This is a genomic window from Streptomyces sp. NPDC051578 (assembly GCF_044454045.1).
Taxonomy (GTDB): Bacteria; Actinomycetota; Actinomycetes; order Streptomycetales; family Streptomycetaceae; genus Streptomyces.
This window is the reverse complement of sequence record NZ_JBITDH010000001.1, coordinates 1,682,277-1,700,644: the sequence shown is the minus strand read 5'-3', so window position 1 is coordinate 1,700,644 and position 18,368 is coordinate 1,682,277. Positions and strand designations below refer to the sequence as shown.

Annotated in this window: 18 protein-coding genes and 1 pseudogene; 14 read left to right on the top strand and 5 right to left on the bottom strand. The window is 72.8% G+C overall.

Features of this window, described 5'->3' with window-relative positions; all coding sequences use genetic code 11:
• The first annotated feature begins 7 nt into the window (after positions 1 to 7).
• From ACIA6C_RS07580 to ACIA6C_RS07535, 10 genes are all read left to right on the top strand, one after another.
• On the top strand, positions 8 to 991 hold the full coding sequence (locus ACIA6C_RS07580) for an ABC transporter ATP-binding protein (protein ID WP_399273569.1): 984 nt from the start codon (positions 8 to 10) through the stop codon (positions 989 to 991).
• Complete coding sequence (locus tag ACIA6C_RS07575; protein ID WP_399273567.1) at positions 984 to 2,081, top strand: ABC transporter ATP-binding protein; 1,098 nt, start codon at positions 984 to 986, stop codon at positions 2,079 to 2,081. The genes ACIA6C_RS07580 and ACIA6C_RS07575 overlap by 8 nt, the downstream gene beginning before the upstream one ends.
• A gap of 336 nt (positions 2,082 to 2,417) precedes the next feature.
• A complete protein-coding gene (locus tag ACIA6C_RS07570; RefSeq protein WP_030226073.1) occupies positions 2,418 to 2,612 on the top strand; it encodes a hypothetical protein in 195 nt (64 codons plus the stop codon).
• Between the two features lie 23 nt (positions 2,613 to 2,635).
• On the top strand, positions 2,636 to 3,541 hold the full coding sequence (mshB, locus tag ACIA6C_RS07565; RefSeq protein WP_399273565.1) for an N-acetyl-1-D-myo-inositol-2-amino-2-deoxy-alpha-D-glucopyranoside deacetylase: 906 nt from the start codon (positions 2,636 to 2,638) through the stop codon (positions 3,539 to 3,541).
• Positions 3,538 to 3,921 carry a DUF6113 family protein gene (locus ACIA6C_RS07560; RefSeq protein ID WP_366083530.1) on the top strand — a complete coding sequence of 128 codons (384 nt, stop codon included), beginning with the start codon at positions 3,538 to 3,540 and terminating at the stop codon, positions 3,919 to 3,921. The genes mshB and ACIA6C_RS07560 overlap by 4 nt, the downstream gene beginning before the upstream one ends.
• Positions 3,922 to 4,278: 357 nt before the next feature.
• On the top strand, positions 4,279 to 6,306 hold the full coding sequence (locus tag ACIA6C_RS07555) for a hypothetical protein (protein WP_399273562.1): 2,028 nt from the start codon (positions 4,279 to 4,281) through the stop codon (positions 6,304 to 6,306).
• 178 nt (positions 6,307 to 6,484) lie between these two features.
• Positions 6,485 to 7,444 carry an ABC transporter ATP-binding protein gene (locus ACIA6C_RS07550; RefSeq protein WP_366082949.1) on the top strand — a complete coding sequence of 320 codons (960 nt, stop codon included), beginning with the start codon at positions 6,485 to 6,487 and terminating at the stop codon, positions 7,442 to 7,444.
• Positions 7,441 to 8,193 carry an ABC transporter permease gene (locus ACIA6C_RS07545; protein WP_399273560.1) on the top strand — a complete coding sequence of 251 codons (753 nt, stop codon included), beginning with the start codon at positions 7,441 to 7,443 and terminating at the stop codon, positions 8,191 to 8,193. The genes ACIA6C_RS07550 and ACIA6C_RS07545 overlap by 4 nt, the downstream gene beginning before the upstream one ends.
• A 41-nt stretch (positions 8,194 to 8,234) precedes the next feature.
• Positions 8,235 to 9,380, top strand: coding sequence for a sensor histidine kinase (locus ACIA6C_RS07540; RefSeq protein ID WP_399274520.1), 1,146 nt, complete (start codon positions 8,235 to 8,237; stop codon positions 9,378 to 9,380).
• Positions 9,381 to 9,543: 163 nt separating this feature from the next.
• Positions 9,544 to 10,161: a response regulator transcription factor gene (locus ACIA6C_RS07535; RefSeq protein WP_361129063.1), complete on the top strand. Its 618-nt coding sequence runs from the start codon at positions 9,544 to 9,546 to the stop codon at positions 10,159 to 10,161.
• Between the two features lie 34 nt (positions 10,162 to 10,195).
• Here ACIA6C_RS07535 and ACIA6C_RS07530 read toward each other — a convergent pair whose 3' ends face one another.
• Both ACIA6C_RS07530 and ACIA6C_RS07525 read right to left on the bottom strand, forming a co-directional pair.
• Positions 10,196 to 11,086, bottom strand: a complete 891-nt coding sequence (locus tag ACIA6C_RS07530) for a transglutaminase-like domain-containing protein (RefSeq protein WP_399273558.1) — start codon at positions 11,084 to 11,086, stop codon at positions 10,196 to 10,198.
• Positions 10,984 to 11,967 (bottom strand): GNAT family N-acetyltransferase, encoded by a 984-nt coding sequence (locus ACIA6C_RS07525; RefSeq protein ID WP_399273556.1) that lies wholly within the window; start codon positions 11,965 to 11,967, stop codon positions 10,984 to 10,986. The genes ACIA6C_RS07530 and ACIA6C_RS07525 overlap by 103 nt, the downstream gene beginning before the upstream one ends.
• A 117-nt stretch (positions 11,968 to 12,084) precedes the next feature.
• Between ACIA6C_RS07525 and fdxA the strand changes: the two genes are divergently transcribed.
• Together fdxA and dapC are read left to right on the top strand one after the other, a co-directional pair.
• Positions 12,085 to 12,411, top strand: a complete 327-nt coding sequence (gene fdxA / locus ACIA6C_RS07520) for a ferredoxin (protein ID WP_030291119.1) — start codon at positions 12,085 to 12,087, stop codon at positions 12,409 to 12,411.
• Between the two features lie 178 nt (positions 12,412 to 12,589).
• Positions 12,590 to 13,687: a succinyldiaminopimelate transaminase gene (gene dapC, locus ACIA6C_RS07515; protein ID WP_361129055.1), complete on the top strand. Its 1,098-nt coding sequence runs from the start codon at positions 12,590 to 12,592 to the stop codon at positions 13,685 to 13,687.
• A 103-nt stretch (positions 13,688 to 13,790) separates the two neighbouring features.
• Here dapC and ACIA6C_RS07510 read toward each other — a convergent pair whose 3' ends face one another.
• Together ACIA6C_RS07510 and ACIA6C_RS07505 are read right to left on the bottom strand one after the other, a co-directional pair.
• Positions 13,791 to 14,165 (bottom strand): ATP-binding protein, encoded by a 375-nt coding sequence (locus tag ACIA6C_RS07510; protein ID WP_399273554.1) that lies wholly within the window; start codon positions 14,163 to 14,165, stop codon positions 13,791 to 13,793.
• A 253-nt stretch (positions 14,166 to 14,418) separates the two neighbouring features.
• On the bottom strand, positions 14,419 to 15,378 hold the full coding sequence (locus ACIA6C_RS07505; RefSeq protein ID WP_399273552.1) for a hypothetical protein: 960 nt from the start codon (positions 15,376 to 15,378) through the stop codon (positions 14,419 to 14,421).
• A 109-nt stretch (positions 15,379 to 15,487) separates the two neighbouring features.
• On the opposite strand from ACIA6C_RS07505, the gene dapE reads away from it, so the two are divergent.
• Together dapE and ACIA6C_RS07495 are read left to right on the top strand one after the other, a co-directional pair.
• Complete coding sequence (gene dapE, locus ACIA6C_RS07500; RefSeq protein ID WP_361129046.1) at positions 15,488 to 16,567, top strand: succinyl-diaminopimelate desuccinylase; 1,080 nt, start codon at positions 15,488 to 15,490, stop codon at positions 16,565 to 16,567.
• Positions 16,568 to 16,631: 64 nt separating this feature from the next.
• Positions 16,632 to 17,381, top strand: a pseudogene (locus tag ACIA6C_RS07495) (TIGR00730 family Rossman fold protein); the annotation flags it as partial.
• Between the two features lie 100 nt (positions 17,382 to 17,481).
• Here the strand turns inward: ACIA6C_RS07495 and folP are convergent.
• Positions 17,482 to 18,342 carry a dihydropteroate synthase gene (gene folP / locus ACIA6C_RS07490; RefSeq protein WP_361129043.1) on the bottom strand — a complete coding sequence of 287 codons (861 nt, stop codon included), beginning with the start codon at positions 18,340 to 18,342 and terminating at the stop codon, positions 17,482 to 17,484.
• Positions 18,343 to 18,368: the final 26 nt, after the last annotated feature.

Below are 18,368 nucleotides of genomic sequence, written 5' to 3'. Positions count from 1 at the left end.
CCCACCCATGCTGCTCGAAGTGCGCGACCTGCACGTGGAGTTCACGACCCGCGACGGGGTCGCCAAAGCCGTCAACGGCGTCGACTACTCGGTGGACGCGGGCGAGACCCTCGCCGTGCTCGGCGAGTCCGGCTCCGGCAAGTCGGTGACCGCGCAGGCCGTCATGGGCATCCTCGACATGCCGCCGGGCCGGATCGCGGGCGGCGAGATCCTCTTCCGGGGCAAGGACCTGCTCAGGATGAAGGAGGAGGAGCGCCGCAAGATCCGCGGGAACGAAATGGCCATGATCTTCCAGGACGCCCTCTCCTCCCTGAACCCCGTACTGAGCGTCGGCGCCCAGCTCGGCGAGATGTACGAGGTCCACCGCGGCCTCTCGCGCAAGGCCGCCAGGGCCAAGGCGGTCGAGCTGATGGACCGGGTGAAGATCCCGGCGGCCAGGGAGCGAGTGGGCGACTACCCGCACCAGTTCTCCGGCGGCATGCGCCAGCGCATCATGATCGCCATGGCGCTGGCCCTGGAACCCGCGCTGATCATCGCGGACGAGCCCACCACCGCCCTGGACGTCACGGTCCAGGCCCAGGTCATGGACCTGCTCGCGGAGCTCCAGCGCGAACTGAACATGGGGCTCATCCTGATCACCCACGACCTCGGCGTCGTCGCCGACGTGGCCGACAAGATCGCCGTCATGTACGCCGGCCGGATCGTCGAATCGGCCCCCGTCCACGAGATCTACGCCGCCCCCGCCCATCCGTACACCCGGGGGCTGCTGGACTCGATCCCGCGCCTGGACCAGAAGGGCCAGGAGCTCTACGCCATCAAGGGGCTGCCGCCCAACCTGCTGCACATCCCGCCCGGCTGCGCCTTCAACCCGCGCTGCCCCATGGCGCAGCCCGTCTGCCGCACCGACGTCCCGCCGCTGTACGAGGTCACCGAGTCGCCCGTGCCGCGCACCACCGCCTGCCACTTCTGGAAGGAATGCCTGCATGCCTGAGCCGATCCTGGAGGTGAAGGAGCTGGTCAAGCACTACCCGCTGACCCAGGGCATCCTCTTCAAGCGGCAGATCGGCGCGGTCAGGGCGGTGGACGGCGTCTCCTTCGACCTGCACCAGGGCGAGACCCTCGGCATCGTCGGCGAGTCGGGCTGCGGCAAGTCCACCGTCGCCAAGATGCTGGTCAACCTGGAGCGGCCGACAGCCGGGACGATCTCGTACAAGGGCGAGGACATCACCCGGCTCTCGGCGCGCGCCCTCAAGGCCGTGCGCCGCAACATCCAGATGGTGTTCCAGGACCCATACACCTCGCTGAACCCGCGCATGACGGTCGGCGACATCATCGGCGAGCCGTTCGAGATCCACCCCGAGGTGGCCCCCAAGGGAGACCGGCGCCGCAAAGTGCGGGAACTCCTGGACGTGGTCGGCCTGAACCCGGAGTACATCAACCGGTACCCGCACCAGTTCTCCGGCGGCCAGCGCCAGCGCATCGGCATCGCCCGCGGCCTGGCCCTGCGGCCGGAGGTCATCGTCGCGGACGAGCCCGTCTCCGCCCTGGACGTCTCGGTCCAGGCGCAGGTCGTCAACCTGCTGGAGCGCCTCCAAGACGAATTCAGCCTGTCCTACGTGTTCATCGCGCACGACCTGTCGATCGTCCGGCACATCTCGGACCGGGTCGGTGTCATGTACCTGGGCCGCATCGTGGAGATCGGCACCGACACCGAGATCTACGAGCACCCCACCCACCCCTACACGCAGGCGCTGCTCTCGGCCGTGCCCGTGCCCGACCCGCGCGCCCGGGCGGTGCGCGAGCGGATCATCCTGAGCGGCGACGTCCCGTCCCCGGCCAACCCGCCGTCGGGGTGCCGCTTCCGCACGCGCTGCTGGAAGGCCCAGGAGCGGTGCGCGGTGGAGGTGCCGCCGCTCGCGGTGCCCGAGTGGTTCGCGTCCGGGCCGAGGGCGCATCCGTCGGCCTGTCACTTCGCGGCGGAGAAGCAGGTGGTTCCGGTGACGGCCCCGCCGCCGAGCCCGCCGCCGGTCGCGCCGCGGACGGGGCTCACGAAGGGGGAGCAGCCCCCCGAGGACCGATGATTTCAGGCCACCCCCGAGCGTACGTCCGAATATCTCTCCGGTCGCCGCAACTCCGCTTGATTCGGGGCGACTTGAGCGCATCTGCCCCGAGATATCGGCCCGGTGGCCTGTTGCCCGTGTGGCCGCGGGGGCCGGGGCGGCCGACCGGGCGGGCGTACGGCCCGCCCGGGCGGGCTCCCCGTGCCCCTGCCCGTGCGCGGCGTGCGCCTTTCGTGCTGCCGGAATTCGATCGATGCGCTGGTACGGATAGTTATGATCCGTAGCGCACGGTGGGTATGAGTCAGCTGTGCACGAGTACGCGTACCCGATGTCCGCTCGACGTGGAGGTGAAACGCCGTGGCACTCTCGATCTCGGCCGTGGTGCTGCTGGCGATCGTCGTCTTCCTGCTGGTGCGGAGGTCGGGGTTGAAGGCGGGACACGCCTTCGTCTGTGTGCTCCTCGGCTTCTACCTGGCGAGTTCGACCATCGCGCCCACCCTCAGCCAGCTGACGTCCAACGTGGCGAGCATGATCAGTGGCCTCAAGCTGTAGGGCCCAGCTCGTAGGCTGACCCCATGAACGGTCTTCCCGCCCGTCGTCTGCTCCTCGTGCACGCGCACCCGGACGACGAGTCGATCAACAACGGCGTCACCATGGCCAAGTACGCGGCCGAGGGCGTCCACGTCGCGCTGGTGACCTGCACCCTCGGCGAGGAGGGCGAGGTCATCCCGCCCGCCGTCGCCCACCTGGCGCCCGACCGCGACGACACCCTCGGCGCGCACCGGGTCGGCGAGCTCGCCGCCGCCATGAAGGAACTGGGCGTCAGCGACCACAGGTTCCTCGGCGGCCCGGGCCGCTTCCGGGACTCCGGGATGATGGGCGCCGAGCAGAACCACCGGCCCGGCGCCTTCTGGTCCACCGAAGTGGACGAGGCCGCCGCGTTCCTCGTGGAGGTCATCCGCGAGCTGCGGCCGCAGGTGCTCGTCACCTACGACCCCGACGGCGGATACGGCCACCCCGACCACATCCAGGCGCACCGGGTCGCCACGCGCGCCGCCGAACTCGCGGCGGAGACCACGTACCGGCGTGACCTCGGGGATCCGTACGAGATCCGCAAGGTCTACTGGAACCGGGTGCCGCGGTCCGTGGTCGAGGAGGGCTTCGAGCGGCTCCGCGCGGCCGGTGCGGCGGTGCCCTTCCCGGGTGTCGCGTCCCCGCAGGACGTGCCGGGCGTCGTCCCGGACGAGCGGATCACCGCCGAGATCGGCGACGAGGACGGCCGGGACGCGTTCGTGCGGGCCAAGGCCGCCGCGATGCGGGCGCACGCCACGCAGATCACCGTGGACGGCCCCTTCTTCGCCCTGTCGAACGACCTGGCCCAGCCGCTCTTCGCGCGCGAGTACTACGAACTCGTCGCGGGGGAGCCGGGCGCCCCGGAAGGCGAGCGGGAGCACGACCTGTTCGCGGGGGTGACGGCATGACCGGGACGCTGACCCCCGGGCGGATCGCCGCTCTCCTCGGCCTGCTCGCCGCCGGGGCGGTGACGGGTGCGGCCGGATGGCTCGTGGTCGACCTCTGGTTCCCCGGCGGGCTGCTGCTGGCGCTGCTCGCCCTCTTCGGGGTGTTCCTCGCCGGGCGGCTCGCGACCGGGACCGGGCTGGGGGTGGGCGCGGCGGCGGCCGGCTGGTTCCTGGTGTACGTACTGCTCAGCCTGCCGCGCCCCGAAGGGGACTTCCTGCTCGGTTCGTCCGGAATCGGGCTGTACGCCTACCTTTTGGGCGGGGTCGTCGTCGCTGTGATCTGCGCCACGATGAAGGGCGGCCCCGACCGGCCGGTTTCGGCCGCGGGCGGCAGGCGCTGACGTGCTGTCGGACTCGGCCGGGCTCTGATCGGGGACGGCTTGAGGCGGTTTGACGGTCCGTGTAAGGGTGGCCCCCGGAAGCGCAAGAGGAATCCCTGATTCCCGACGGACAGTTGCGCGCGCCGGGCGGCCAGTATGGTGGACGGGCCGCCGAGCTGCCCGCGCAAGGTTGACGGGCGGCGGAGCCAACCGGGAGAACCTGCCTTGAGTCGTGAAACTGACAGTTCGTCCCCCGGGCCCCAAGGGCACGGTGGAGCCGCCTACCCTTCGGGCACGCCGCCGTATGGAACCGGCCGGAATCCGTCCACGACCGAGCCACCCGGGCCTGGCGCGGCGACCGCCACGGAGGAGAACCCTGTGACTTCGAAGCCGTCCACGCCCGACTCCGACGGGCCGAAGACCGAGACCACCCTGACGACCCGGATCCGGATCAACATCCCCGGGTCGCGGCCGATCCCGCCCGTCGTCGTGCGCAAGCCGGTGAAGGACGCCGAGGGGTCCGCGCCGTCGCGGTCCGGCGCGCCCGAGGACGCGGCCGGTCAGGCGTCCGGCCCGGCCCCGGCGCCGTCCGCCGGTCCGCAGGGCGGGGCAGGAGCAGGAGCGGGGGCCGGGGCGCAGTCGCCGCCCGCGCCGCTGCCCGTGCGCAACCCCGCGGCCTCCCAGGCCGGCCGGGCGCAGGCCCAGGGCGGCGGCTCGGACGAGACCTCCAGCAACTGGTTCGCGCCGCGCAAGACGGGCGCGACCCCGCCGGCGGGCGTACGGACCGAATCCGGGCCGACGCCGGGGGGCGCGGGCTACGGCCCGGCTTCCGGCGGCGCGCCCGCGGGGCAGGCCGGTCCGGTGGCGTCCGGGTCGGTCGGGTCCGGGTCCGCGGGGGCGGGTCCGGCGGGGTCCGGCGCGCCCGAAGGGCCCCGGTCCGGAGGAGTGCCGCGGCCGCAGGGCCCCGCGTCCGGCTACGGCTCCGACCGGGGGTTCCCGCCCGGTCCGGCCGCCCCGGGATCGCCCCAGGGGTACCCGGAGTTCGACAACGGCCCGTCCACCGAGGCGTTCCCGGCCTACGAGGAACCCGCGCCGCAGGCCGGGCCCGCCGGGCCGACCAGTGGCCCCGCGTTCGGTACCGCCCCCGTGCGCGCCGACGACGCGCCGCGCTGGCCCGGGCCGGAGGCGCCGCCGGCGGGCGGCCCGTACCCGGGCGGCCCGCAGCAGGGGTCCCCGGTGCCCGGGGACCCGTTCGCCGGGGACCCCTTCGCCGGTGGGCCCGGGTCCGACGGCCCGGCGCCCGGGGATGCGTTCCCCGGCGGCACGTTCCCCGGCCCGCGGCCCGAGGGGACCCCTCCGCTGCCCGGCGGCGCGTTCCCCGGTGGCCCCGGACCGGTCGTGCCGACGGCTGCCCCGCAGCCGCCGAAGCAGGCGAGGCCGGCCCCCAAGGCCCCCGCGAAGCCCGCCAAGAAGCGCTCCAAGCTCGTCATGGCCGGCGGCGGCCTCATCGCCCTGCTCGGCGTGGCCTACGGCGCCGGGCTGCTCCTGAACCACTCCGACGTCCCCAAGGGCACCACCGTCCTCGGCGTCGACATCAGCGGCAGCCGTGACGAGGCCGTCACCAGGCTCCAGGCCGTCTTCGGCACGCGCGCCTCCGCCCCGCTCCAGTTCACGGTCGGCGGCAAGCAGGTCGAGCTGAAACCCGACAAGGCCGGGCTGACCCTCGACACCCAGACCACCGTCCGCAACGCCACGGGCAGCGACTACAACCCCGTCACCGTCATCGGCTCCCTGCTCGGCCGGTCACGCACCGCAGAAGCGGTGATGCCCGTGGACGAGGAGAAGCTGCGGGTCGCGCTCCAGCAACTGGCGGGCAGCGCGGGCACGGCCACCGAGGGCACGATCAAGTTCGACACCGGCAAGCCCGTAGCCGTCCCCGGACAGGCGGGCACCAGCCTGGACGTCGACGGTTCCATCGACCCGGTGATCAAGGCCTTCCGCAACACCATCGCCAGCGGCAAGGCCACCCCCGTCGAACTGCCCACCGCCACCCGGGAACCGTCCATCGACCAGGCCGAACTGAACCGGGCCATGAAGGAGTTCGCGGAACCCGCGATGTCCGGCATCGCCACCGTCAAGGCGGGCAGCAAGTCCATCGCGTTCGGCGCCAAGACGCTGCCCAAGATCCTCAGCATGTCGCCCGTCCAGGGGCACCTCGTCGAGAAGTACGACCTCGAAGCGTTGAAGGCCGCCTACAGCGACACCTTCGACGGGATCCAGATCGCCCGGGGCAACGGCGCGAAGACCGCCGTCACCCCGCAGGACGTCGCGGGCGCCCTCGGCAAGGCCCTGCGCGGCAAGACGCCCGCGGAGCGGATCGCGGTCATCGACACGGACGCCAACTGAACCCGGACTGCTGAAACCGCAAGGCCGAAGCCCCTGCCGGCCCTCTCGCACGAGAGGGCCGGCAGGGGCTTCGGCGTGGGCCCGGCGCACCGTCACATCTGCCGCATGACAGCTGTCATGCGGCAGTCACGACGGGAGACACTGACGCGGACACCGCGCGGCGGGCCAATCTTGAGCCATGAAGACGACGACCGCGACGCACACAGCCGCCGCCACGGGCCCCGGAGCCGCCACCGGTTCCGTGGTGAGCTTCCAGAACGTGACCAAGAGCTACGGCGCCGTCCGTGCAGTCGACGGCCTGTCCCTCGACCTGCACCCGGGCGAGACCGTCGCTCTGCTCGGCCCCAACGGCGCCGGCAAGTCCTCCACCCTCGACCTCCTGCTGGGGCTGCGCCCGGCCGACTCCGGGGCCGTCCGGCTGTTCGGGACCACGCCCCGCGAGGCGATAGCCGCCGGGCGGGTCGGGGCCATGCTCCAGACCGGCGGGCTGATGGAGGAAGTGACCGTCCGCGAGATAGTCGCCCTCACCTGTGCGCTGCACCCCCGCCCGTACCCGGTCGAAGACGTGCTCAGCCGCGCCGGGATCTCCGACATAGCGGGCCGCCTCGTCAACAAGCTCTCCGGTGGCCAGGAGCAGCGCGTGCGCTTCGCTCTCGCCACCGCCGGGGACAACGAGCTGATCGTGCTGGACGAACCGACGACCGGCATGGACGTCACCTCCCGCCAGGCCTTCTGGGCCACCATGCGGGAACAGGCCGCGCGGGGCCGCACCGTCCTCTTCGCCACGCACTACCTGGAGGAGGCGGACGCGATAGCCGACCGCGTCCTGGTCCTCAGCAAGGGCCGGCTCCTCGCCGACGGCACCGCCGCCGAGATCAAGGCCAAGGCCGGCGCCCGCCGGATCGCCTTCGACCTCGCGGACGGCCAGGTCGACGAGCAGGCGCTGCGCGCCCTGCCGCACCTCACCTCCTACGAGCGGCACGGCGAAACCGTGAAGCTCCAGTCACGCGACGCCGACGCGACCGTGCACGCCGTCTACTCCCTGGGGCTCTACCCACGGAACCTGGAAGTCGCCGGGCTGGGCCTGGAACAGGCCTTCATCGCCCTCACCGAGGCCGAGGAGGCCGACGCATCATGACCACCGGAACGCTCAAGCTCGTCAAGCTCGAAGTCACCCGCGCCCTGCGCAACAAGAAGTACCTGTTCTTCACCGTCCTCTATCCGGCCGCGCTCTTCCTGATGCTCGGCGGCACCCTGAACGGCACGACCAAGGTCATGGGCACGAACCTGGCCATGCCCGCCTTCTACATGGTCGCCATGGCCTCCTTCGGCGCCCTGACCGCCGTCCTCATGGGCAACAGCGAGCGAATAGCCAAGGAGCGTGAGGCGGGCTGGGTCCGCCAGCTGCGCCTGACCTCCCTGCCGGGCCGCGGCTACGTCCTGGCCAAGACCGCCAGCGCCGGCGTGCTGTCCCTGCCCGCCATCCTCGTCGTCTTCGCCGTGGCCGCCCTGGTCAAGGGAGTACGGTTCGACGCCTGGCAGTGGCTGGCCCTCACGGGCTCCATCTGGGCCGGCAGCCTCGTCTTCGCCGCCCTCGGCGTGGCCCTCGGCTACCTGGCCAGCGGCGACACCGTCCGCCCCATCACCATGCTGTTCTACTTCGGCCTCTCCATCCTCGGCGGCCTGTGGATGCCGACCGCCGCCTTCCCGCAGTGGCTGCGCGACATCTGCGAGTGGCTGCCGACCCACGCCTATGCCGGGCTCGGCCAGGCGATAGAACTGGGTGGCGCGCCCCACATGAAGGACGTGGCGATACTCGCGGTCTACTTCGTACTGTTCACTGGTGCTGCCGCCTGGCTGTACCGGAAGGACTCGTTGAAGGCGTGACGACGCAAGTGACCAGAGCGGCCAGATTCATGAACGACAGCATGACGGGCGTGGACGCCGGCCCGAGGGTGGGCATGCGCCCCGAGACCCGGCGCCACAAGATCGTCAAGTCGATGTGGATCAGCCTGTGGCTGTTCTACCTCAGCGCCCCCGTCACCGATCTGGTCAGCGGCGGACACAGCCTGCAGGCCCGGCTGCTCGGCGGCCTGGGCCTCGCGGCCTTCGTCGCCTGGTACCTGGCCCTGGTCTTCCGCACCGCCCGGGAGAGCGAGGTGCGCTGGCTGCTGATCTCGGTCGCCGCCCTCTCCGCCCAGGCGACGATCCTGTCGCTGAGCCTGGGCCGCGAGTGGCTCGTCCTCTTCGTCTACGTCTCCATCTCCTCCGGCGCCGCCCTGCCGGGAGGCATCTCCCGCTGGACGGTGCCGGCCGCGACCGCGCTGCTGACGGCGACGTCCCTCGCGGTGCCGGGCGGCGACGCGTACCTGGCCGGCCTGCTGATCCCGGCCGTGATGGGCGGCTACGCGATGGTCGGCATCCGCGCGATGATCCGTACCACCATCGAACTGCGCGAGGCCCGGGCGACCGTGGCGCAGCTCGCGGCCAACGAGGAACGCCTGCGGATGGCCCGGGACCTGCACGACCTGCTCGGGCACTCGCTGTCGCTGATCACGCTCAAGAGCGAACTGGCGGGCCGGATGCTGCCGGACCGCCCCGAGCTCGCCGCCCAGCAGGTGGCCGACATCGAGCAGGTCAGCCGGCAGGCGCTGGTCGACGTACGGGAAGCGGTGAGCGGCTACCGGCGGCCGACCCTGCCGGGCGAACTGGCCGGGGCGCGCACCGCCCTGACCGCGGCGGGCGTCCTCGCCGACCTGCCCACGGACGTCCCGGACGACCTCCCGCAGGAGGTGGAATCGGCGCTCGCGTGGTCATTGCGCGAGGCGGTGACGAACGCGGTACGGCACAGCGGCGCCAAACGCTGCACGATCACCCTCGGCGTCCGCCAGACCCTCGCCGGCAAGATGGTCGAACTGACCGTCTTCGACGACGGCGCGGGCGGCGCGGCAGTCCCCGGCAACGGCCTGACCGGCCTGACGGAGCGCCTGCAGGCCGTGGGCGGCACCCTGGAGGCGGGCCCGGTGGGCAGGACCGGCTTCCGGCTGCTGGCCCGCGTCCCCCTGGTGCTGTGACCGGAAAGGTCAACCGGGTCGCGGCGCCCGGCACGGCACCTCTCCGCGTTGTCGGACCACGGAGGTACGTCCAGTACGAGCCGCGGCCCTCCGCCTTGCGATGCGCCGCACCGAACACCGCGACCCGGCAAACCTTCCCGGCCACAGCACTAGGATCTGAATCATGACGCCACGGCCCATCCGGATCCTCCTCGCCGAGGACCAGTCCATGGTTCGTGAGGCCCTCGCCGCGCTGCTCGGCCTGGAGCCGGACATCGAGGTGCTGGCCCAAGTCGCCCGCGGGGACGAGGTGCTTCCGGCGGCCCGCGCACACGACGTGAACGTGGCGCTGCTCGACATCGAGATGCCGGGCATGACCGGCATCGAGGCGGCCGCCGTCCTGCGGGACGCCCTGCCGGACCTGCGGATCGTCATCCTGACCACCTTCGGCCGCCCCGGCTACCTCCGCGGGGCGATGGAGGCGGGGGCGTCGGCGTTCCTCGTGAAGGACGCCCCGGCCGCACAGTTGGCGGAGGCGGTGCGCAAGGTCCTCACGGGCGAGCGCGTCATCGACCCGACCCTGGCGGCGGCAGCCCTCGCCGAAGGGGCGAACCCGCTGACCGACCGCGAGCGGGAGGTGCTGCGCGCGGCGGAGTTCGGCGCGACCAACGCGGAACTCGCGGCCCGGCTGCACCTGTCGCAGGGCACCGTGCGCAACTACCTCTCGACGGCGATCCAGAAGCTGGCCGCCCGCAACCGCGCCGAAGCCGTCCGCGTGGCCCGCGAGAAGGGCTGGCTGTAGCAGCCGCCGGAGCGCGGACGGCCGGTGCGGCGGGTCAGTTCAGCAGTGCGCGGGCCGAGAGGGCCTCCGCGCGGACGCGGGCCGCCGCAGCCGCGTCCACGGCGCCGACCACCTCCGCGTACGCTTCCAGCTCCGCCGCGCCCGCCACGAACTGCCCCCGCTCCACCAGCACCCGGGCCCGCTCGTACCGCAGCGAAGCCGGGTGGGAGGGCAGGAGCAGCGACAGGTCCAGCGCCCACAGCGCGACCCCCGACTGCTCGGGCCGGGTGGCGGCCCAGGCCCGGATGTTGTTCAGGATCCGCAGCACGATGTCCAGCGTCCGGGCCGGCGTCCGCGGCCCGCCCGCCGGCTCCGCCGGACCCGCCCCGAGCGGGGCGCCGCCCGCGAACGGGTCCACCACGACCCCCTCCTCCGGATCCCCGAAACCCACCACGAAGTGGCCCGGCAGCCCCAGCCCGTACACGGGAGCACCCGCGCGCCGCGCCACCTCCAGCCACACGACGGACAGCAGGATCGGCAGGCCCCGGCGGCGCAGCAGCACCTCGTGCAGCAGCGAGGACGACAGCCGGTCGTAGTCAGCCGGAGTGCCGTGGAAACCGAGCCGGCCGCCCAGCAGTTCCGCCACCGCGGACGCCCACGCCGCCCCGCCCTGCAGCCCGTACGGCAGCATCCCCGCGAGCCGGTCCAGCTCGATCTGCGCCCGGTCCATGGCCCGTTCGTCCAGCTCCGGGTCCGCCTCGGTCGCCAGCAGCAGGCACAGCAGCGCTAGGTCCGGCCGCTCCGAGCGGGCCTCTGCGGCGAACCGGGCCCGCCCTTCGGCGCTCACGCCGCCGCCCGGAAGTGGTGGTAGGAATGGTGCGTCGCGAAGCCCATCCCGTCGTACAGGGCCCGCGCCCCCGCGTTGCCGGCCTCCACCTGGAGCCATGCCGCCGAGGCGCCCTCGTCCAGCGCCCGCCGGGCCAGCGCCGTCATCACCGCCGTCGCGAGGCCCCCGCGCCGCTGAGCGGGATCGACCTCGACCGCCGCGAACCCGGCCCAGCGGCCGTCCACGACCACGCGCCCGATCGCCCGTCCGGGCAGCGTCGCGAACCACACCGAGGGCCCGGCGACCAGCACCCTCCGGGCCACCTCGGGGTCGTCGACCCGCCCGTACCGCCCGAGCCACTCCTCGTCGGGCGCGCGGGTCAGCCGTACCGCGCACGCGGCGGCGGCCTCCACGTCCGCGATCGGGGCCAGCGCCGCGGTGCGGACCTCCGCCGAGACCTCGTTCACCCAGCCCCGGCGCTCCAGCTCCGCGCACAGCCGCTCCTGGGTGCCGAGCGCGCCGGTCGCGGCCTGCACGTACGCCGGAAGGCGACGTTCCGCGTACCAGGAGGTCACTCGCGCGAGTGCTTCGCCCAGGGGTATCCCGGGGTCACCCAGCGCGAGGGCGGAGTTGGCCCGCCGGGTGAATCCCGCGGCCGCCCGCAAGGTCCACTCGCCCAGCGGCTCGTTCTCCAGCGCCTGCCAGGCCCGTGCGGTGACCCGGGACAACTCCTCGAAAGACGCTTTAGGCCCCTTGCGCCGGGCGGGCGCCGGAGGGACGATCTTGCCTGCTACCAGCGTCGATTCCGCGATGTGGACGGACCGCCCGTCCTTGCGTGTGATCGTGAGCACACCCCCGGTCCAGGATGTGAGAACCCCGACCGTGTCCATGAACGAGGGGAGCTCGCTCCGGTCCGCCTCCACCCGTCGCACAGAAACCCGTTTACCCACGTCAGCCGGGGTAATACGAATCTCCAGCAGTCCACCGGCAGTGATTTCCACAGCTCTGTCCGCCCCTCCTGTTCGGATCGTGCCCGGGAACGGAGATACTAGGCGTGGGCATCGACGACGCCGCGCTCCCGCGCGATATGGAAAGCCCTACCGAGGAGGAACGAGAGCGTGACCTACGTCATCGCGGAGCCTTGTGTCGACGTCAAGGACAAGGCATGCATCGAAGAGTGCCCCGTCGACTGCATCTACGAGGGCCAGCGGTCCTTGTACATCCACCCGGACGAATGCGTCGACTGTGGTGCGTGTGAGCCGGTCTGCCCGGTCGAGGCCATCTTCTACGAGGACGACACCCCGGAGGAGTGGAAGGACTACTACAAGGCGAACGTCGAGTTCTTCGACGAGCTCGGTTCGCCCGGTGGCGCCTCGAAGCTCGGCCTGATCGAGCGGGACCACCCCTTCATCGCAGCGCTGCCGCCGATGGGCGAGGGCCACTGACGGCCGTCGCCCCGGCGCGGTGAGCTTCGGTCCCGTACGGCCCCGTGCCGCGCGGGACCGAGCCGTTTCGCGCGCCGCGGTCCGTACACGGGCCGGTGGCGCGGACCTGCCGCGGGCAGGCAGCCGTCAGCAGCCGGCAGGCAGCAGGACAAGTAGCGAGCAGAGAGCAGAGAGCACCGTGGCCGCAGTTTCCGCCCGTCTTCCCGCCTTCCCCTGGGACAAGCTGGAGCCGTACAAGGCGACGGCGGCCGCCCACGCGGACGGCATCGTCGACCTGTCGGTCGGCACTCCCGTCGACCCGGTGCCCGAGCTGATCCGCAGCGCGCTCGTCGCCGCCGCCGACTCCCCGGGCTACCCGACGGTGTGGGGGACGGCCGCACTGCGCGACGCGATCACGGGCTGGCTGCGCGGGCGCCTCGGGGCGAGCGCCGCCGGGCACCGCAACGTCCTGCCGGTGGTCGGCTCCAAGGAGCTCGTGGCGTGGCTGCCGACCCAGCTGGGGCTGGGCGCCGGCGACAAGGTCGCCTACCCCCGCCTCGCCTACCCGACCTACGAGGTCGGCGCGCGGCTGTGCGGAGCGGAGCCGGTGGTCTACGACGACCCGACCGAGCTCGACCCGGCGGGCGTGAAGCTGCTGTGGCTCAACTCCCCCTCCAACCCCACCGGCCGGGTCCTTCCGAAGGAAGAGCTGATCCGGATCGTGGCCTGGGCGCGCGAGCACGGGATCCTCGTCTTCAGCGACGAGTGCTACCTGGAGCTGGGCTGGGAGGCCGACCCCGTCTCCGTCCTGCACGACGAGGTGTGCGGCGGCTCCTACGAGGGCATCGTCGCCGTCCACTCGCTGTCCAAGCGGTCCAACCTGGCGGGCTACCGGGCGGCGTTCATCGCCGGTGACGCGGACGTGCTCGGCGAGCTGCTGGAGATCCGCAAGCACGGCGGCATGATGACCCCGGCGCCGGTCCAGGCCGCCGTCGTCGCGGCGCTGGGCGACGACGCGCACGTGGAGGAGCAGCGGGGGCGCTACGCCGCCCGCCGCGAGGCGCTGCGCGGGGCCCTGGAGGCCCACGGCTTCCGCATCGAGCACAGCGAGGCCAGCCTGTACCTGTGGGCGACCCGCGACGAGCCCTGCTGGCAGACGGTGGCCTACCTCGCCGGGCTGGGCATCCTGGTCGCGCCGGGCGACTTCTACGGAGAGGCGGGCGCGAACTTCGTCCGCGTCGCCTTCACCGCCACCGACGAGCGGGTCGAGGCCGCCGTCAAGCGGCTCGGCGCGTAGGCAAAGGCCCGGAACCGGACCACCAGGTCCGGATCCGGGCCGGAACAGCCCGAGGGGCCGGGAGTGCGCACTCCCGGCCCCTCGGCGTTCCCGCGGCGGCGGGTCAGTGGCCGAGACCGCCCAGCGGCACGGCGTTCAGCGGCAGCTCCGGCGCGGCGGGCAGCCCCGAGGTGGGCGCCGCGGGGAGGGCCGAGGTCGGCAGGCCCGAGGTCGGCAGGCCGGCCAGCAGCGGGCCGGCCGCCTCGGTCAGCTGGGCGGGGGCGGCCTTCGCCGCGGTGCCCGTGGCCGTGGCGGTGGCGTCACCGGCGGCGTCGCCCACGGTGGCGGTGGCGGCGTCCGGAGAGGTGAGCGCGCCCAGCTGCGGCACGGACTCCAGGCCCGCGGCGCTCGCCGCGCCGGCCGCACCGACCACGGGAGCTGTCCCGGCTGCGAGAAGCAGCGCGGCACGGGCGATCCGACGGGTCAGGGGGAGGGACATGATGCTCCTAAGCGGTAGCGGCTGAGTACGCCGGTACAACCGCTCCCGGGGCGGCCCAAGTTGCGGACCCGGTGGGTAAAGGATCGGTAACGCATCGTTTAATCGGGTTCCGCGACAACCGCATCGGACGCGCGCCGACCAGGCCTTCCGCCCCGTCCGCGCCCCCGGGCGCCCCCGCGCCGGTCACCCCCGGGCGGGGGACGTGCCGCACACCCGAGCGGTATCCGGGCCGGGGGGCGGTTCACAGCGGGGATCAGCGGTGCACGAAGATCCGTACCTCGTCCGCCTGCGTGGTGCGCGGCTGCGGCGCACCGGGCCGCGTGGACGCGGCGCGCTCCTGCTGCCACTTGCCCTGCGCCTCGCCCGCCGTCCAGCCCCGGGAGGCGTACGAGACCCGGGCGATGCCCATGTCGCCGGAGTGCGCCACCGCCCAGTACGCCACCACCCGCGCGCGCCGGAACGCCGCTTCGGCGGAGCCCTGCGGCTGCCCGACGGTGATCTCCGCCTCCGGGGCGCCCGCGCCCTCCTTCGCGGGGGCGGGTGCGCCGGCGGCGTCCACCCGCACCTGCTTGCCGAAGATCCGCACCAACTCCGCCCGCACCTGCTCCGGCCGTCCGGGCCCGGTGGGCGCCGGCCCGCCGCAGATGACGGAACCGCCACCCGCGAAGGCCGCCGTCAGGACGGTCGCGTTCGGCTCGTGCTTCGCGTACGCCTGCGGGAAACCGCTGAGCTGCACCTCCTGCGCGGCCTCCGTCAGCGGCAGCTGCGCCCAGCCCCTCACCTCCAGCAGCCGGTCGTAGAAGATCCCCGCCGCGTACACCGGGTCGCGGATCTCCTGCGGCGTGCCCCACCCCTGCGAGGGACGCTGCTGGAACAGCCCGAGCGAGTCCCGGTCGCCGTGGTCGAGGTTGCGCAGCCCTGACTCCTGCATGGCGGTGGCCAGCGCGATGGTGACCGCCCGGTCCGGGACGCCCTTCGCCACGCCGACGGCGGCTATCGTCGCCGCGTTCCCGGCCTGCTCCGGCGACATCTCGTACGTACCGCTGCCGCCCTGCTCCCCGGGCGCGCCGGCCGTGCAGTGCGGGGCGCCACCACCGCCGTTGGACTCGTACTGCACGACGAGGTAGCCGCCGAGCGCGAGCAGAACGAGCAGACCGGCGACCTTGAGCAGCGGTCGGCGGCGGCGCGGGCTGGGGTGATCGGTGGGGGACACGCGGCCCACCGTACTTGAGCCGCGCGACATGATCACCGGGCCCTCGCCGGACCCGTCCACCCGCCGGACCGGCCGGGCCGCCCCACCGCCCGCGCGTTAGGGTCGGCTCATGTCCGAATCCGAGCTGGACCTCACCCTGGACGCTGCCGAGCTGACCGCCCGGCTCGTCGACATCCCTTCCGTGAGCGGCGACGAGAAGGTCCTCGCCGACCTCGTGGAGCACGCGCTGCGCGGCCTGCCGCACCTGACGGTCGACCGCTTCGGGAACAACGTCGTGGCCCGCACGAACCTCGGCCGCGCCGAGCGCGTCGTGCTCGCCGGCCACCTCGACACGGTCCCGATCGCCGACAACGTGCCCTCCCGCCTGGACGAGAACGACGTCCTGTGGGGCTGCGGCACCACGGACATGAAGTCCGGCGTAGCCGTCCAGCTGCGCATCGCGGCGACCGTGCCCCGGCCCAACCGGGACCTCACCTTCGTGTTCTACGACCAGGAGGAGGTGGCCGCCGACCTCAACGGTCTCGGCAAGGTCGCCGAGGCCCACCCCGACTGGCTGCGCGGCGACTTCGCGGTCCTGCTGGAGCCGTCGAACGCCGAGGTCGAGGGCGGCTGCCAGGGCACCCTGCGCGTGCTGCTGCGCACCGCCGGCGAGCGCGCCCACTCCGCGCGCAGCTGGATGGGCTCCAACGCCATCCACGGCGCGGCCCCGATCCTCGCGCGGCTCGCGGCGTACGAGGCGCGCAGGCCGGTCATCGACGGCCTGGAGTACCACGAGGGCCTCAACGCGGTGCGCATCGAGGGCGGCGTCGCCAACAACGTCATCCCGGACTCCTGCACGGTGACGGTCAACTTCCGCTATGCGCCGGACCGGAGCAAGGAAGAGGCGCTGGCGCACGTGAAGGAGGTCTTCGAAGGCTGCGACATCGCCGAGTTCGTGGTCGACGACTTCTCCGGCGGCGCCCTCCCGGGCCTGTCCCACCCGGCGGCCGCGGCCTTCATGGAGGCGGTCGGCGGACGCGCCATGCCCAAGTTCGGCTGGACGGACGTGGCCCGGTTCAGCGCGCTGGGCGTCCCGGCGGTCAACTACGGGCCGGGCGACGCGCTGCTGGCGCACAAGGTCGACGAGCGGGTCGAGACGAAGGCGATCCTGCACTGCGAGGAGCGACTCCGCGCCTGGCTGACCTCCTGAATTCCGCTTGCCGTCACCTTCGTGCGCCTAACCTGATCGAACGATCAGCTGGAGGGAGCACATCATGGGCAACCCCGAACGTTCCGCTCGTCGGCCCGAGGAGCAGCAGCTCGGGCCGGTGCTGCGCAGGCGGAGCCAGGTGCAGGCGGGAAGTACGACGGACCAGCGGCTGCTGGACTCCGCCGGGCCCTCCGAGTGGGTGCACACCGATCCCTGGCGGGTCCTGCGCATCCAGTCGGAGTTCATCGAGGGGTTCGGCACGCTGGCGGAGCTGCCGCCGGCGATCAGCGTGTTCGGATCGGCCCGCACCCCGGAGGACTCGCCGGAGTACGAGGCGGGCGTGCGGATCGGGCACGCGCTCGTCGACGCCGGCTTCGCCGTCATCACCGGCGGCGGCCCGGGCGCGATGGAGGCGGCCAACAAGGGCGCCCGGGAGGCGGGCGGGATCTCGGTCGGGCTGGGCATCGAGCTGCCCTTCGAGCAGGGGCTGAACCAGCACGTCGACCTGGGGCTGAACTTCCGGTACTTCTTCGTGCGCAAGACGATGTTCGTGAAGTACAGCCAGGGCTTCGTGGTGCTGCCCGGCGGGCTCGGCACGCTGGACGAGATGTTCGAGGCGCTGACCCTGGTCCAGACGCAGAAGATCACCCGCTTCCCGATCGTGCTCTTCGGCACGGAGTACTGGGGCGGACTGGTCGACTGGCTCCGGAACACCGTCATCGCGCAGGGCAAGGCGTCCGAGTACGACCTGTGCCTCTTCCACGTGACGGACGACGTGGAGGAGGCCGTGACGCTGGTCAGCAAGGAGGTCGGCGAGGGTACGAACGAACGCGCCGCCCGCGCCGCGACCGAAGAGGCCGCCCGGGAGGCGGGCGACTAGCCGCCCCGGACGCCGGATCCGGCCGCATGGCCGCTCAGGCGAGTCCCCGGCGGGCGACCGCCGGGGGCCGGTGGCCCTGGATGGACGCCACCATGTCGAGGACCTGCCGGGTCTCGGCGACCTCGTGCACGCGGTAGACCTGCGCGCCGAGCCAGGCCGAGACGGCCGTGGTGGCGAGGGTGCCGAGCAGACGTTCCTTCACCGGCTTGTCGAGGGTCTCGCCGACGAAGTCCTTGTTGGACAGCGACACCAGCACCGGCCAGCCCGTAGCGGTCATCTCGCCGAGCCGCCGGGTCGCCTCCAGGGAGTGGCGGGTGTTCTTCCCGAAGTCGTGACCCGGGTCGATCATGATGGCGTCGCGGCGCACGCCGAGCGCGGCGGCCCGCTCGGCGAGGCCGACCGTGACCCGCAGGACGTCCGCCATCACGTCGTCGTACGCGATCCGGTGCGGCCGGGTACGCGGCTCGACCCCGCCCGCGTGGGTGCAGACCAGCCCGGCGCCGTAACGGGCCGCGACCTCTGCCAGCTTGGGGTCGACCCCGCCCCACGCGTCGTTCAGGACGTCGGCGCCGGCCTCGCACACCGCTTCGCCGACCTCGTGCCGCCAGGTGTCCACACTGATCACCACCTCGGGGTGGCGGCGGCGCACCTCGGCCACGAAGCCGACCGTACGGCGGGCCTCCTCGGCCGCGTCGACGTGCTCGCCGGGGCCCGCCTTGACCCCGCCGATGTCGATGATCGCCGCTCCCTCGGCCACCGCCTGCGCGACCCGCTCCAGCGCGGGCTCGTCGTGGAACGTTGCGCCCTGGTCGTAGAAGGAGTCCGGGGTCCGGTTCACGATGGCCATGATCACCGGCTCGTGGGTGTCGAACTCGCGCCTGCCCAGTCGCAGCATCCTGGTCTTTCCTCCTTCGGCGGCCC

Coding starts and splice junctions, on each gene's coding strand:
- ACIA6C_RS07530 (WP_399273558.1), bottom strand. CDS start 11,086: ATGGCTCCAGGTGGAGGCCGGCAACGCGGGGGCGCGGGCCCTGTACGA.
- ACIA6C_RS07560 (WP_366083530.1), top strand. CDS start 3,538: ATGACCGGGACGCTGACCCCCGGGCGGATCGCCGCTCTCCTCGGCCTG.
- ACIA6C_RS07575 (WP_399273567.1), top strand. CDS start 984: ATGCCTGAGCCGATCCTGGAGGTGAAGGAGCTGGTCAAGCACTACCCG.
- ACIA6C_RS07510 (WP_399273554.1), bottom strand. CDS start 14,165: ATGTCCCTCCCCCTGACCCGTCGGATCGCCCGTGCCGCGCTGCTTCTC.
- mshB (WP_399273565.1), top strand. CDS start 2,636: ATGAACGGTCTTCCCGCCCGTCGTCTGCTCCTCGTGCACGCGCACCCG.
- ACIA6C_RS07550 (WP_366082949.1), top strand. CDS start 6,485: ATGAAGACGACGACCGCGACGCACACAGCCGCCGCCACGGGCCCCGGA.
- ACIA6C_RS07580 (WP_399273569.1), top strand. CDS start 8: ATGCTGCTCGAAGTGCGCGACCTGCACGTGGAGTTCACGACCCGCGAC.
- ACIA6C_RS07545 (WP_399273560.1), top strand. CDS start 7,441: ATGACCACCGGAACGCTCAAGCTCGTCAAGCTCGAAGTCACCCGCGCC.
- ACIA6C_RS07540 (WP_399274520.1), top strand. CDS start 8,235: ATGACGGGCGTGGACGCCGGCCCGAGGGTGGGCATGCGCCCCGAGACC.
- dapE (WP_361129046.1), top strand. CDS start 15,488: ATGTCCGAATCCGAGCTGGACCTCACCCTGGACGCTGCCGAGCTGACC.
- folP (WP_361129043.1), bottom strand. CDS start 18,342: ATGCTGCGACTGGGCAGGCGCGAGTTCGACACCCACGAGCCGGTGATC.
- ACIA6C_RS07535 (WP_361129063.1), top strand. CDS start 9,544: ATGACGCCACGGCCCATCCGGATCCTCCTCGCCGAGGACCAGTCCATG.